The 14,526-nt window shown below is 67.5% G+C and carries 11 protein-coding genes and 1 pseudogene; 3 read left to right on the top strand and 9 right to left on the bottom strand.

Annotation, left to right across the window (positions count from 1 at the left end):
• Nucleotides 1–310 precede the first annotated feature (310 nt).
• The 9 genes from EC839_RS18360 to EC839_RS18320 form a co-directional block, all read right to left on the bottom strand.
• Nucleotides 311–1,717, bottom strand: a complete 1,407-nt coding sequence (locus tag EC839_RS18360) for a YncE family protein (RefSeq protein WP_007161093.1) — start codon at nucleotides 1,715–1,717, stop codon at nucleotides 311–313.
• 119 nt (nucleotides 1,718–1,836) lie between these two features.
• Nucleotides 1,837–2,361 carry a GNAT family N-acetyltransferase gene (locus tag EC839_RS18355; RefSeq protein ID WP_007161092.1) on the bottom strand — a complete coding sequence of 175 codons (525 nt, stop codon included), beginning with the start codon at nucleotides 2,359–2,361 and terminating at the stop codon, nucleotides 1,837–1,839.
• Nucleotides 2,362–2,522: 161 nt separating this feature from the next.
• Nucleotides 2,523–3,674: a pyrroloquinoline quinone biosynthesis protein PqqE gene (pqqE, locus tag EC839_RS18350; RefSeq protein WP_007161091.1), complete on the bottom strand. Its 1,152-nt coding sequence runs from the start codon at nucleotides 3,672–3,674 to the stop codon at nucleotides 2,523–2,525.
• A gap of 22 nt (nucleotides 3,675–3,696) precedes the next feature.
• The gene (gene pqqD / locus EC839_RS18345) at nucleotides 3,697–3,972 is read right to left on the bottom strand and encodes a pyrroloquinoline quinone biosynthesis peptide chaperone PqqD (RefSeq protein WP_007161090.1); all 276 of its coding nucleotides are present in this window, start codon (nucleotides 3,970–3,972) and stop codon (nucleotides 3,697–3,699) included.
• A complete protein-coding gene (pqqC, locus tag EC839_RS18340; protein WP_007161089.1) occupies nucleotides 3,969–4,718 on the bottom strand; it encodes a pyrroloquinoline-quinone synthase PqqC in 750 nt (249 codons plus the stop codon). Before pqqC ends, pqqD begins: the two co-directional genes overlap by 4 nt.
• 5 nt (nucleotides 4,719–4,723) lie before the next feature.
• Complete coding sequence (pqqB, locus tag EC839_RS18335; protein ID WP_007161088.1) at nucleotides 4,724–5,635, bottom strand: pyrroloquinoline quinone biosynthesis protein PqqB; 912 nt, start codon at nucleotides 5,633–5,635, stop codon at nucleotides 4,724–4,726.
• Nucleotides 5,636–5,690: 55 nt separating this feature from the next.
• A complete protein-coding gene (gene pqqA, locus EC839_RS18330) occupies nucleotides 5,691–5,762 on the bottom strand; it encodes a pyrroloquinoline quinone precursor peptide PqqA (RefSeq protein WP_003243383.1) in 72 nt (23 codons plus the stop codon).
• A gap of 184 nt (nucleotides 5,763–5,946) precedes the next feature.
• On the bottom strand, nucleotides 5,947–8,337 hold the full coding sequence (pqqF, locus tag EC839_RS18325) for a pyrroloquinoline quinone biosynthesis protein PqqF (RefSeq protein ID WP_007161087.1): 2,391 nt from the start codon (nucleotides 8,335–8,337) through the stop codon (nucleotides 5,947–5,949).
• A gap of 271 nt (nucleotides 8,338–8,608) precedes the next feature.
• Nucleotides 8,609–11,041 carry a glucose/quinate/shikimate family membrane-bound PQQ-dependent dehydrogenase gene (locus EC839_RS18320; RefSeq protein ID WP_132832949.1) on the bottom strand — a complete coding sequence of 811 codons (2,433 nt, stop codon included), beginning with the start codon at nucleotides 11,039–11,041 and terminating at the stop codon, nucleotides 8,609–8,611.
• A 333-nt stretch (nucleotides 11,042–11,374) separates the two neighbouring features.
• Here EC839_RS18320 and EC839_RS18315 point away from each other — a divergent pair, with 333 nt between their 5' ends.
• From EC839_RS18315 to EC839_RS25080, 3 genes and pseudogenes are all read left to right on the top strand, one after another.
• The gene (locus EC839_RS18315; RefSeq protein ID WP_039975957.1) at nucleotides 11,375–12,316 is read left to right on the top strand and encodes an AEC family transporter; all 942 of its coding nucleotides are present in this window, start codon (nucleotides 11,375–11,377) and stop codon (nucleotides 12,314–12,316) included.
• A gap of 183 nt (nucleotides 12,317–12,499) precedes the next feature.
• A pseudogene (locus EC839_RS25085) lies at nucleotides 12,500–13,534 on the top strand (cache domain-containing protein); the annotation flags it as partial.
• Between the two features lie 93 nt (nucleotides 13,535–13,627).
• The gene (locus tag EC839_RS25080; protein WP_372237672.1) at nucleotides 13,628–14,392 is read left to right on the top strand and encodes a methyl-accepting chemotaxis protein; all 765 of its coding nucleotides are present in this window, start codon (nucleotides 13,628–13,630) and stop codon (nucleotides 14,390–14,392) included.
• The last annotated feature ends 134 nt before the right edge of the window (nucleotides 14,393–14,526 follow it).

Here is a 14,526-nt window from a genome sequence, read left to right as displayed (position 1 = left end):
GGGGGATGCGAGGCAGGACGCCGAGCAAGGCGCGAGGGGCAGGAGGCCCCTTTGTGCCGTGCCCCTGGAGCGACGCCGGAGCGAGGGCCGAAACGTGGGGACAGCGTTTTTGGTTACTTTTGTCCGCGGCGCGTAGCCGCGTTTGAAAAAAGTGACTCGCCCGGATGGGCGAAACAAGAACCTTCAAAGCACTCGAGAACCAGCTAAGGCAGCTCCGCTTTGTTGGGCTTCGCGTCGCTCAACCCAGTCTACGAAAACCGAAACCGAAGCCGAAAGCAGCCCCCAGCCCAGGCAGGGGGCTGCAGGCCTGTTACTTCGCCATCACCCGCGTAATCCGATCCCCCTCGGCATCATCCTGCCCCTTGGCCTTGTTGACCGCGTAGACCACGCCCTTGCCATCCACCACCGCATGGTTGGGATAGGTGCCCAGTTCCAGGTTGGCCTTGATGGTGCCGTCCGGATCGACCACGGTCAGGGTGCCGGCGCCGCGGTTGGTCACGTAGGCCAGGCGCTTGACCGGGTCGAAGGCCACGTTCAGCGCCCCGGCGCCGGTGGTGACGTTGTGCAGGGTCTTGCCGGTCTTGGCGTCGACGATCAGCAGGTTGTCGCTGCCCTGGGCGGTGATGAACAGGCGATCGGTCTGGGGATCGTGGGCCACGCCCATGGGGGTCTTGGCGCCCTGGATCGGGAAGACCTTCTCGACGGTCTCGGTCTTGGCATCGATCACCGCGGCTTCGTTGGTCTTGAGGCTGACGGCGTAGAGCTTGTGCACCGCCGGGTCCAGGTGCATGCCGACCACTGCGAACTGCTCGCCGCGCACGCCCGATTCGATGGCGATGTGCTTGCGCACGGCCGGGGTCTTGGCGTCGAAGCTGACGATGTCCGGGGTCATGGCCGCCGAGGCGAAGGCGCGGTCGAGTTTCTCGTCGACCACCACCGTGTGGGCATGGGGCACGAGGCCGGGTTCGAATTGCTTGACCAGGCCCAGGTCGCTCTGGCGATAGACCGCCACGGTGTTCTGCCGGGTATTGGTGGTCCAGACGGTGCCGTTGCGATCGTCCACGCCCACGCCGTAGACGGCGTAGACACCGGCGTCCTCGCCCGGGGCGGCGGCCGGGGTGATCTGGCGCTGGATGGACAGGTCCTTGGGATCGAGCTTGAGCAGCTGCGAGACCTTGACCGGCGGGCGGCCCACGGCCGAGGTGACGAAGAGGGCGCCGGTCTTGGCGCTGCTGTCCACCTGGTAGAGACCGGGGACCAGTTTGACCGCGGTGAGGCTATAGGCCTCGGCGCCGGACAGCGGCACCACCGGCGAGACCTTGAGCGGGAAGACCGCGGCGCCCGAGGGCTGGGCGGTGCTGATGACGATGGGATGCTGGCCGGGGGCGGCGTCTTCAGGGATGCGCAGGGTCGCCTTGAAGTTGCCCTGGGCGTCGGCCACGTAGGCGGCGTCGGGGTTGAGCGCCACGCCACCGCGCGACAGGGTGATCTGCTGACCGGGGGTGAAGCCGCGGCCGTCCAGCGCGACCTCGCTGCCGGCCAGGATGGCGGTGCCGGTGACGGGACTGGCCTTAATCTCGCCGTGGTAGTCCGGATCGGGGGCTTCGAAGCTGGAGCGCGCCTGGGCGGCTTGCCCGCCCAGCGCCAGCAGGGCGGCCAGCAGGCTGACGGAAAAGACGCGCCGGCCCTTGGCCGAAGACGCTGGAGCGATGTTCATCAGGGATTCCTTGTAGCGGCGATCAAGATACCCGCGCCAGAGCGCCGGGCAGCGGAGGCCCTCCTGGGCTAAGCCATGTTAAGGCGAAAGCGAAATACTTGCATTTAGATTTGCAGGTTTTACGCTTGGTCGCTGTCCGGGGTATCGAGGGTGCGCTGCATCAGGCAGGCGCCGGCGCCATAGCCGGCCAGCTTGGCCTCGAGCGCAGCATCGGTCGGAACCGGGTGATAGTGATGGCGCTGCCAGTAGCCGATGGCGTTGGACAGCGACACCAGCCGCCCCTGGCGCAGGCGCGCACGTCGGGCCTGGCCCTTGGCGTGGCGATAGAGCCGCCCGGCCACGCCCTGGCCCTGGGCGGCGGGGTGCACGGCGCAGTCGTGCAGGAACCAAATCGAGGCCGCGCCCGGCAGCTGCTCCAGGCGGGCGCCCAGCACCGGTGGCAGGCCGTCGTCCCAGGGATAGGCGATCAGATAGCCCTGCAGCCGCGCCTCGGCGTCCAGGGCCGCCCAGCAGTGTTCCGGGGCGAGCTCCAGGCGATTGGCATAGAAGGCGTGGTCTTCGAGCAGGTCGGCGGGGTAGTTGGCCGCCTGGATGGCGAGAACGGCCGGGAGATCGGCAGGGCGCAGCGGGCGTATCGAGGGCATGACGAGGCGGGGGAAAAGATCCGGCCGGGCAGTATGGTCACTGCCTGGCCGGGAGGCAAATGCCTCGGAGCTGTGGTGAGTCCCGATGCAGATCCTGCGCCGCGGCCGCGGAGGACCGGATTCCAGCGGCGACCTCGGCGTGTCTGGCGCCGCCTCTGGCACTAGGCCTTGGCGATCAGCCGCGAATTGCGCTCGTTGCGAAATTGCAGATCTTCGATCCGCTGGGTCGCGGTCTCGGCTTCGGCGCGGGCGGCCAGGATGAGGTCGTGGTGCGGGGACTTGGCGCAGACCGGGTCGGCGTTGCGCGCATCGCCGGTGAGCATGAAGGCCTGGCAGCGGCAGCCGCCATAGTCCTTTTCCTTCTCGTCGCAGGAGCGGCAGGGCTCGGGCATCCAGTCGTAGCCGCGGTAGACGTTGAAGCCGAAGGAGTCGTACCAGATGTGCCTGAGGTCCTGCTCCTTCACGTTGGGGAAGGCGATTGGCATCTGCCGGGCACCGTGGCAGGGCAGGGCGGTGCCGTCCGGCGTGATGGTCAGGAACAGCTTGCCCCAGCCGTCCATGCAGGCCTTGGGGCGCTCTTCGTAGTAGTCCGGGGTAACGAAGATCAGCTTGCAGGGATGGTTCTCGGCCTTGAGGCGCGCGCGGTAGTCATTGGTGATGCCTTCGGCGCGCTCCAGCTGGGTCTTGGTCGGCAGGAGACCGGCGCGATTGCGCTCGGCCCAGCCATAGAACTGGCAGGTGGCGAGTTCGACGAAGTCGGCTTCCAGGGCCAGGCAGAGGTCGATGATCTGGTCGATGCGATCGATGTTGTGCCTGTGGGTGACGAAGTTGAGCACCATGGGATAGCCATGGGCCTTGACCGCCTTGGCCATGGCCAGCTTCTGGGCGAAGGCCTTCTTCGAGCCGGCCAGCAGGTTGTTCACCTGTTCGTCGCTGGCCTGGAAGCTGATCTGGATATGGTCCAGGCCGGCCTCCTTGAATTCGGCGATGCGCGCCTCGGTGAGGCCGATGCCGGAGGTGATGAGGTTGGTGTAGTAGCCCAGCCGGCGCGCCTCGCGGATCAGCTCGGCGAGGTCCTGGCGCACCAGGGGTTCGCCGCCGGAAAAGCCGATCTGGGCCGCGCCCATCTCCCGCGCCTCGGCCATCACCTTGAACCACTGTTCGGTGGTCAGCTCGCGGCCCTGGGCGGCGAAGTCCAGGGGATTGGAGCAATAGGGGCACTGCAGCGGACAGCGATAGGTGACCTCGGCCAGCAGCCACAGCGGCAGGCCGACGTTGTGCTTGCCTACCGCCGGCGGCTGCGGGAGTTGCATGGGCACCCCAGGCAGCGAGGTATCAGCCGAGCAGGAGCCAGTGCTCTGCACGAGCGACCTCCATGAATTGTTCGACGTCGGCGCCCAGCTCGGGCACGCCGGGAAAGCGTTCGTCGAGGACGGCGATGATGGCGGCCACGTCACGCTGGCCGTCGATCAGCCCGCCGATGGCGGCGGCGCTGTCGTTTAGCTTGATCATCCCCTCGGGATAGAGCAGCACATGGGCGTCCTGCGCCGGCTCGAACTGGAAGCGATAGCCAGGGCGCCAGCGCGGCACCTGGGTGCGGTCGAAGCTCATAGGTCGATTCCTCGGTGCCAGCGGCGCTCGGCGGTGACGCTGTGATAGGGCGGGCGATGCAGTTCGTAGGCCATGCTCATGGCGTCGAGCATGGTCCAGAGGATGTCCAGCTTGAACTGCAGGATCTCCAGCATGCGCTGCTGGGATTCCCAGGTGGTGTAGTGCTGCAGGGTGATCTGCAGACCGTGCTCGACATCGCGACGGGCCTGGCCCAGGCGGGTGCGGAAGTACTCGTAGCCGGCCGGATCGATCCAGGGATAGTGGGTCGGCCAGGCGTCCAGGCGCGACTGGTGGATCTGCGGCGCGAACAGTTCGGTCAGGGAGCTGCTGGCGGCTTCCTGCCAGGAGGCGCGGCGCGCGAAGTTGACGTAGGCGTCCACCGCGAAGCGCACCCCGGGCAGCACCAGTTCCTGGGAGAGCACCTGCTCGCGGTCCAGGCCGGTCGCCTCGGCCAGGCGCAGCCAGGCCTCGATGCCGCCTTCGCTGCCGGGCTCGCCGTCGTGATCGAGGATGCGCTGCACCCATTCGCGACGGATCTCGCGATCCGGGCAGTTGGCCAGGATGGCGGCGTCCTTGAGCGGGATGTTGACCTGGTAGTAGAAGCGGTTGGCCACCCAGCCCTGGATCTGCTCGCGGCTGGCGCGGCCCTGGTACATGGCCACGTGATAGGGGTGGTGGATATGGTAGAGCTCGCCCTTGGCGCGCAGGGCAGCTTCGAATTCGGCGGGCGTAAGGGCGTTGGGCATGGCGTTCACAGCTCGATGGACATGCCGTCCCAGGCGACTTCCACGCCCTGGCGCGCGACGATGGCGCGTTCGGGGGAGTCTTCGTCCAGGATCGGATTGGTGTTGTTGATGTGGATCAGCACCTTGCGCTGACGCTCGAAGCCGGCCAGCACCTCCAGCATGCCGCCGGGGCCGCTCTGCGGCAGGTGGCCCATCTCGTTGCCGGTGCGGGTGCCGACGCCACGGCGCTGCATCTCGTCGTCGGTCCAGAGCGTGCCGTCCACCAGCAGGCAGTCGGCCTGGCCCATCAGCTCCAGCAGGGCGGCGTCCGGCTGGCCCAGGCCCGGGGCATAGAACAGCTTGCCGCCGGTACGTCGGTCATGGACCAGCAGGCCCAGGTTGTCGCCCGGGTGCGGATCGTGGCGATGGGGCGAATAGGGCGGCGCGGCGCTGCGCAGCGGGAAGGGCGTGAATTCCAGATTCGGGCAGGCCGGGATGGTGAAGCTGCCGCTCAGGGCGATGGGCTGCCAGCTGAGACCGCCATTCCAGTGTTCGAGCATGTTGAACAGCGGAAAGCCGGTGGTGAGGTCCTGGTGGACCATCTCGGTGCACCAGACCTCATGGGGGCAGCCTTCGCGCAGGCTGAGCAGGCCGGTGGTGTGGTCGATCTGGCTGTCCAGCAGGAGGATGGCACGGATGCCGGTGTCACGCAGGGCCCGCGCCGGCTGCAGCGGGGCGAAGCCGGCCAGCTGGGCACGGATGTCGGGCGAGGCGTTGCACAGGATCCAGTTCACCCCGTCGTCGGACAGGGCGATGGAAGACTGGGTACGGGCCTGGGCCCTGAGGGTGCCCTTGCGGAAGCCGTCGCAATTGACGCAATTGCAGTTCCACTGGGGAAAGCCGCCGCCGGCGGCGGAGCCGAGAATCTGGATATGCATGGGAAAGGCTAAACCTGGAAAAAGTACGCCCCGGCGAACCGGGGCGTGGGGCGCATCAACGGTTGGCGAAGTACATGGTGACTTCGAAGCCGATGCGCAGGTCAGTGTAAGCAGGCTTGGTCCACATGGGAGGTCTCCTCTTTTGACTGCGAAAGCCGGAAGGATCCGGTCATCAAGTCTAACAAATGTTACCTAGCTAAGGGTTTTTGCCGCGACGAATCGCTGGCGGTCCGGCGGACATAACTGTCTTACCGATCCTGCAACAGATTGACCGCCAAGGCTGGCCGACGCTCCCGGGAAAGTGTTGAAAGCTATGACATCCAGCCGGATGGCGCGTGGGCATTGGCCAGGGCGAAGCGCGGCGCGGCGCTGGCGGTGAGTTGTTGCCAGGCCTGCTGCAGAGCCCCGTCATCCAGGGCGGCCAGGGCCTGCTGCAGGGGCGCGAGGTCCAGCGCCCCGCTGCGCTGGAAGCCCCACCAGAGCCGCTCGGCCAGGGCGGCGCGCTGAGGGGTGGCGGGGCTGAAGTCGCGCACCAGCTGACCGATGTTCTCTGCCAGCGTCGCGGCCTCGGCCATCACCGCCTTGAGGCTGTCGGCCAGGCAGCTCTCGATTTCCGCCAGGATCACCGCCGCCCGGGCCTGGGGCGACTGCACGCCGATCAGCAGGCCACCGTGATCGCCCAGCAGGCGATAGGCGGAAAACACCGCATAGCCTAGTTGCCGCTCGCTGCGCAGGCGCTGGAACAGTGGTCCTTGCAGGCGCGCCGCCAGCAGCCGCCAGGCCGCTTCGGTGGCGGGGCGCCCATCGGGTTGCGGACAGAACAGCAGCAGCGCCTGCTGGGCTTCGGCGCTGGGCTCCTGCCGCCAGTGGCGACCGGTGCAGCCGGGCGGTTCGCCTAGCGGTCCTGCCTGGGGCTGAGGCGGCGGCGTGAGGGCGGCCAGGGATGCCTGCGCCGCCTGGGGCAGGCCGCAGGCCAGGGCCTGCCAGCGCGGGTCTGCTTCATTGACTGTCAGCGGCATGACCGCAGTCAGTCGCTCGGGCAGGACCTTGAGCAACTGGCGGATCAGCATGGGCTCGCTCGAGGCTGCGGGGAGCGGCTGGGAAACGTCCAGCGCCTTCGTCAGGCGGCCGAGCGCCTGCTCCAGCACCGCCGGCAGCGCCTTGGCCCAGCCCTGTAGCCGCAATTCCCAGGGTGCCCCGGGCGGACTCCAGCGCAGGGTGACGCCCGCTTCGGCGGCCAGCCGGGGTAGCGCGCCCAGCACCCGGACATCGGGCGCGACCGGTGCCGGTCCCGGCCATTGCCAGCGTAGAAACAGCAGGCCTTCGCGCTGCTGAGGGGCGAGGGCCTGGCTGATCGGCCAGGACTGCCTCGTCGGGGCGCTCGGCGTAACGGGCTCGATGAGCAGCGGATTGGGCGGTGGCAGCGCAAAGGGGGTGGCGACGGGCGACGCCCGGTTCGGTGCATCGGTCAGGCCGGCGGCGAAACCGCTGAGGCGCTCGGGGACCAGTTGCGCGAGCAGCCGGGGCCAGGCGGCCTGGGCGGCAGGGGAGAGCGCCGGTTTTGGCCAGGCGTTTCCTTGCCGATCCAGCCAGAGGCGTTCACCCAGGCGCCTTGCCAGCGCCAGGGCGGGCAGGGTGGCCCAGAGGCGCTGGATGCGTTCGGCGTGGCCCTGCTGCAGTGCGGCAAGGGGTGTCTGGCGCAGGGCGTCCAGCCAGGCGCACAGGATGCCGGTCAGGTGGCTGGGGCTGGCCTGGGGGCCGGGCGTGAGATCCAGTCGGAGCAGGCCCTGGCGCGCCTGGCGGTAGGGCCAGGCGAGGCTCAGTCGTTCGGCCTGGCCTGCCTGCCGCAGGAGGGCCGGCAGGCCGCCGGGATGGTCGCCGAGCAGCAGGGTTTCCAGCAATTCCGCCGCTTCCCAGCTGCCGGGTGGCAGGTCATCGAGGGCGAATTGCACGGCCAGCTGTGGCGGCGTGGCGGTGATGGTCTGCCAGCATTCGCCTGCAGCCGGGAGCGCGTGCGGGATTACGGCGCTGGGCGCCGGGCCAGGGGGCAGCAGGGCGCCCTGTTCCCGGGCCAGATCGGCCAGTTCGGCCAGCGGTTGCGGCCCGGCCAGCACCAGCAGGGCGTTTTCCGCCCGGTAGTGCTGGTGCTGGAAGTCATGCAGAGCGACCTGGAAGGTCGGGTTCTGTAGCGGCAGGCTGTAACGGTTGCCGGCATGGAAGCCGGCGGCCGGATGGTCGGCGGGCAGGCCGGCGGCCAGGGCCAGGTCGCGGCGGGTATCTGCGCTGCGCGACCAGGCGATGAATTCGGCGTGCAGCACCTCGCGCTCGCGGCGCTGGGCGTCGGCTGCCAGCAGCGGCGCGGCGAGCATGTCCAGCAGCCGGGCGAGTCCGGCGGCCAGGTGCTCGGGGGGCAGGGCGAAAAAGAAGTCGGTGGTGGTCTCGCGGGTGCTGGCGTTGAGTTCGCCGCCGAGGCGCTGCACCAGCGGCATCAGGCCGTCCGCCGCCGGATAGCGCCGGCTGCCGAGAAAGAACAGGTGTTCGAGAAAGTGCGCCAGCCCCGGAAAGGCCCGCGGCGCCTGGTGACTGCCGGCGCCGATGCGCACCAGGGCGGCGGCCTGGGGCAGCTCGGGATCGTGCAGCAGGGCGACGGCCAGGCCGTTGGCCAGGCGCAGCCGGCGGTGGAGGGGAGCGGAGGTGGGCATGGGGGTAGCTTAACCGAGTCGGTCTGAACGACGGTTGATGGAGTTGGCGCTGGTGCCCGGGGTTGCCTTCACCCCGACCCTCTCCCTGGGGGTAGAGGGGGAAGAGCGCTCCCTGCGGCCTCTATGGAAAAAAACCAGACGAAAAAAATCCCGGCTGGGCCGGGATTTCGGGGTGGGGCGAGGGGGGTTCCAACAGGATGTCAAAAATGCTCGAAGCATCCTCGCCCCTGACCCTCTCCCGGAGGAGAGGGGAGCTCGGGCGCGGGCGCCCTTACTTCTTCTCGGGCAGGGCGAACGCCATCACGTAGTCGCCCTGCTTGGTGCCCAGCGAGCCATGGCCGCCGGCATAGACCAGCACGTACTGGCGGCCGTCCTTGCCGGTGTAGGTCATGGGGGTGGTCTGGCCACCGGCCGGCAGGCGGCCTTTCCACAGTTCCTTGCCGTTCTTCACGTCATAGGCGCGCAGGTACTGGTCCAGGGTGCCGCTGAGGAAGGCCACGCCACCGGCGGTGGTGACGGTGCCGCCCAGGCTGGGCACGCCCATGGGCAGGGGCAGCGGAACCGGCGAGTTGTCGCGCACGGTACCGTTCTTGTGCTTGTAGACCAGCTTGCCGGTGGTCAGGTCGAGACCGGCCACGTAGCCCCAGGCGGGTGCCTGGCAGGGCAGGCCCAGCGGCGACAGGAAGGCCGACAGGATCACGCCATAGGGCGCGCCCTTGTTGGGCTGGATGCCCTCGGTCTCGCCCTTGCGCGCCGGCTGGTTGGCGATCTCGTCACGCGGTACCAGCTTGGAGGTGAAGGCCATGTAGCTGGGATTCAGGAAGGCGATCTGGCGTACCGGATCGACCGAGATGCCGCCCCAGTCGAACACGCCGAAGTTGCCCGGATAAACGATCGAACCCTGGGTGGACGGCGGGGTGTAGATGCCCTCGTAGCGGTGCTCGCGGAAGGCGATGCGGCACAGCGCCTGGTCGAAGGGCGTACCGCCCCACATGTCGCTTTCCTTGAGGGTCGGCGCGGCCAGGTTGATCGAGGAGACCGGCTGGGTCGGCGAGGTATGGTCGCCTTCCACCGCGCCCTGGGGCACCGGGGTTTCGGTGATCGGGTAGATGGGCTGACCGTTGGTGCGGTCCAGCACATAGATGCTGCCCTGCTTGGTCGAGGCCATCAGCGCGGGTTTCACGCCGCCTTCGGTCTTGATATCCACCAGGGTCGGCTGACCGCCCACGTCCATGTCCCAGAGGTCATGGTGGGTGAACTGGTAGTTCCAGCGCACCTTGCCGGTGGCGATGTCGAGGGCGACCACGCCGGCGCTGTACTTCTCGGAGGCCGGGGTACGGTCACCGCCCCACTGGTCGGGCATCTGGTTGCCCATGGGCAGATAGACCATGCCGACCTTTTCGTCGACGGCCATCATCGACCACATGTTGGGCGAGTTGCGGGTGTAGATGCCATCGGCGGCGATGGGCGCGGTGGCGTCCGGATTGCCGCTGTCCCAGTTCCACACCAGCTTGCCGGTGTGCACGTCATAGGCACGGATCACGCCGGACGGCTCGTCGGTGGAGACGTTGTCGGTGACGTGGCCACCGATGATCACCAGGTTGCGGGTCACGGCTGGCGGCGAGGTGGAGTAGTAGCCGCCGGGCGTGAAGCTGCCCATGTTGGCGGTCAGGTCGACCTGGCCGTTGTCGCCGAAGTCGCTGCACACCTTGCCGGTATCGGCGTTGAGTGCGATAAGGCGGGTGTCGGCGGTGGGCAGGAACAGGCGGCGCGGGCAGCTGCTGGCGGCCGGGGTGCTCTGCTCGTCGACCGGGACGGCACTGCCGGTAGCCGGGCTCTGGCCCGCGGTGGTGGTGCCGGCGTAGGTGGCGTCGTCGTGGTAGGCCACGCCACGGCAGGTCATGTGCGCCCAGCCCTTGAAGCTGTCGGCGTGCTGGGTGCTCAGCTTGGGATCGAAGCGCCAGATTTCCTTGCCGCTGTCGGGGTCCACTGCGATCACCTGGCTGTGCGGCGTGCAGACATAGAGCATGCCGTTGACCTTGAGCGGGGTGTTTTCCGCGGTGGTCTCCTGGGGATCGTTCGGGCCGGGGATGTCGCCGGTACGGAACGTCCAGGCCGGTTGCAGATCCTTGACGTTGTTGACGTCGATCTGCTTGAGCGGCGAGTAGCGATCGCCGAAGGCGGTGCGGCCATAGGACGGCCAGTCACCATCGGCGGCGGTCGGGGCGGCGCTCTCGGTGCCGGCGGTGTCGCGGCCCAGGTCACCGTCCAGACGGTTGTAGTTGACGAACTGGGCGACCAGGGCGACGACCGCGGCGATCACCAGGGAGCCGACCAGCGGCAGGCCGCCGCTACGGCTGTCCAGCGGACGGCGGAACACCGGGATCAAGAGCACCAGGCCGAGGACGAACCAGAGCGCCAGGCGCGGCACCAGCTGCCACCAGTCGAACTGGACTTCCAGTACGGCCCAGGCGGTGGACATCACCAGGAAGAAGGCATAGACCCAGACCCCGCTGGCCCGCCGGATGCACAGCAGGTAGCCACTCAGGGCGAGCAGCACGCCGCCGCCGAGGTAGTACAGGGAGCCCCCGAGGGTGGCCAGTTTGATGCCCAGCCCCAAGAGGGCCAAGCCCAGGAGGATGAACAGGATGCCGAGTAACCTGGCGGGCAGGCCTCCCGGTCTCGCGTTGGAAGTGACAGTCATGGCAGCGCTCGCAATGCAATCGTGAAAAGAGACTTCGACTCGATCGACGACATCGCAAATCGGAACCGCATGCGGATCTGTCGTCTGCTACGTCTGAACCTGTTGTCTGTCTTATTGTTCCACCCCTTCGCCGGCTTCCCTGGCAGGAAGCTAGAGCGGTCGCGCTGAGGCGAAGCGGGGGATGGATCGGGGGCGTCGTCTGAATCGGGCGGGTAGATAGTAAGCTAAGCATTGACTGATGTCACTTCGCGATGACGGAAGGAAGGGGCCCGTGGCGCGTCGTGCCTGCTACCATCGCGAGCCGTTCCCGCGATGCCTTCCGCCATGTCCGACGTGCTTGCCCTGGTCCAGGCGACCTTCGACGTCACCGCCCCGGTCTTCGCCCTGGTGCTGCTGGGCTGCGTGCTCAAGCGGCTGGGCTGGATCGACACCCCCTTCATCAACACCGCCTCGGCCCTGGTGTTTCGCGCCACCATGCCGACCCTGCTGTTTCTCGGCATCCTCAAGGCCGACCTCGGCGAGGCGCTGCAGCCGCTGCTGCTGGGCTATTTCGCCCTGGCCACGGTGGCGAGTTTCCTGGCCGCCTGGGGCTGGGCGATCTGGCGCTGTCCCCATGCCGATCGCGGGGTCTATGTGCAGGGCGCCTTTCGTGGCAACTGCGGCATCGTCGGCCTGGCCCTGGCGACGACCCAGTACGGCGACTATGGGCTGTCGGTGGGCGGGATCATGGCCGGCATGGTCATCCTCTTCTACAACGTGCTCTCGGCCATCGTACTGGCGATCTACAGTCCGCACCTGGAGGCCAACTGGCGCACTCTTCTGCGCAGCATCCTCGGCAATCCTCTGATCATTGGCATCCTGCTGGCGATTCCCTTCGCCTATTTCCAATGGCAATTGCCGCGTTGGCTGGACACCTCGGCGCGCTATTTCGCCGGGCTTACCCTGCCGCTGGCGCTGATGTGCATCGGCGCCACCCTGTCGCTGGCCTCGCTGCGCGAGAGCAGCGGCCTGGCGGTGGGCGCCAGCCTGTGGAAAATCGTCTGGATTCCGCTGCTGGGCGTGCTGGGCGCCCTGGCGCTGGGCATCCAAGGACCGGCGCTGGGCATTCTTTTTCTCTACCTCGGGTGCCCGACGGCGGCGTCGAGTTTCGTCATGGCCCGCGCCGCCGGCAGCAATGCCCAGCTGGCGGCGACCATCGTGGTGCTCAGTACCCTGGGCGGGGTGCTGACCACCAACCTGGGGTTGCTCCTGCTGAAAGGTTTCAGCCTGCTGTAGGGCACGCCGCCCAGACATCGGCGTTGTGAGAACGTTTATCGGTTGGCGCCAGCTAAAAGTCCGATTTATGCGTAATAGTGCGGCCTCGACCGTCCCCGGTCGATTTGCCCTCTCGATGCCTATCGCAATAAGTATGTGCGAGGAGAGCGGCCGCCCACTCCCCAAATCTTACGTGTGGTAACCATGAAACGCTCGCTCCAATTCAGCCACAAGATCCTGCTGGCGGCCGCCCTGGTGGTGACCCTGGCCCTGGCCGGCTTCGCCAGCTTCAACGCCTATCTGCAGCGCCAGGCCATCACCCAAAGTCTCGAAGCCTCGCTGGGCGAGATCGGCCGCATCACCGCCGGCAACATCGCCTACTGGCTGGACGCGCGGGTCAATCTGATCGACAGCCAGGCCCAGGCGCTCAGCCGCGACAGCAGCCCGGCCAACGTGGTGGGCCTGCTGGAAGAGAAGCTCTACACGAGCAACTTCGATTCCACCTACCTGGGGGAGGTCGATGGCACCTTCACCGACCGCCCCCATAGCCCCATGGAGGCCGGCTACGATGCCCGCCAGCGCGACTGGTACAAGGCCGCGGTCAGCGCCGGCGGTCCCATCCTCACCGAGCCCTACCTGACCGCGCCGCCGCAGAGCTTTCTGTGCATCACCATCGCCGCGCCGGTCCTGCAGAACGGCAAGCTGATCGGCGTGGTGGCCGGCGACCTGGTGATGGACAGCCTGATGAAGATGATCACCTCGCTGGACGCCGGCGGTCTGGGCGAAGCCTTCCTGGTGGACGGCGACGGCAAGATCCTGGTCAGCAGCCACGCCGACCAGGTGCTGAAATCGCTCAAGGAGATCTTCCCGGAGCAGACGCCGAGCCTGGCCCCCGGCTTCCACCACGTCATGCAGAACGGCAGCGAGCGGCTGGTGAGCTTTACTCCGGTCGCGGGCCTGCCCTCGGTCAAGTGGTACCTGGCGCTGTCCATCGACCAGACCAAGGCCTATGCCCCGGTGACCCAGGCGCGCAACCTGGCCATCGTCGCCACCCTGGTGGCGGTGATCGCCATCATCCTGCTGCTGGGGCTGCTGATCCGCGTCCTCTTGCGTCCGCTGCACGACCTGACCCGTGCCATGGCCGACATCGCCGAAGGCGAGGGCGATCTGACTCGCCGGCTGCCGGTGCAGGCCCGCGACGAATTCGGCGCCCTGGCCGAGGCCTTCAACAAGTTCGTGGCGCGCATCCACACCTCGATCCGTGACGTAGCCCAGACCACTGGCGAGTTGAATCAGAGCACTCGGCGCGTGCTGGAGTCTTCGCAATCGTCCATGCAGCAGTCGGATATCCAGGCCCAGCGCACCACCAGCGTGGCCGCGGCGATCAACGAACTGGGCGCCGCCGCCCAGGAGATCGCCCGCAATGCCGCCCATGCATCCGGCGAGGCCAGCACGGCGCGCGCCCAAGGCGAAGAGGGCCGCGAGGTGCTGGACGAAGCCTTGCACGCCATGCAGGCGCTGTCCGCCAAGATCGGCACCAGCTGCGAACATATCGAGGCACTCAACGGCAAGACCGCCAACATCGGCCAGATCCTCGAGGTCATCCGCGGCATCTCCGAGCAGACCAACCTCTTGGCGCTCAACGCCGCCATCGAGGCCGCGCGGGCCGGTGAGGCCGGGCGTGGCTTCGCCGTGGTGGCCGACGAGGTGCGTTCCCTGGCCAGCCGTACCCAGAGTTCGGCGCAACAGATCCAGCAGATGATCGAGGAGTTGCAGAGCGGTTCGCGCGACGCCGTGGCCCTGATGCAGGAAAGCCAGCGGCAGAGCGCCCATAGCATGCAGGTGGCCAAGAGCGCCGGCGAGCGGCTGGGCAGCGTGACCGAGCGCATCGGCGAGATCGATGGCCAGAACCAGTCGGTGGCCACCGCGACCGAGGAACAGACCTCGGTGGTGGAGACCCTGAACATGGACATCAGCGAGATCAACCTGCTGAACCAGCAGGGTGTCGACAACCTCCAGGCCACCCTGGCGGCCTGTACCGCCCTGGAAGCCGAAGCCGGTCGCCTGCAGCGCCTGGTGGGTGGCTTCCGCATCTGATTCGCGCGAAAAGTCAGCAAAAAGGGAGAGTCGACGTCAGGTCGGCTCTCCCTTTTTGCTGTCCGGAAGGTCAGGAAGACTTGTGTGAATGCCGATCTTTCCTCGACCACTCGTCAGAAACAGTAAAACTAATT

The organism is Pseudomonas sp. JUb52, assembly GCF_004341115.1.
GTDB lineage: Bacteria > Pseudomonadota > Gammaproteobacteria > Pseudomonadales > Pseudomonadaceae > Chryseomonas > Chryseomonas oryzihabitans.
This window is presented reverse-complemented; position numbering and strand designations above follow the sequence as displayed.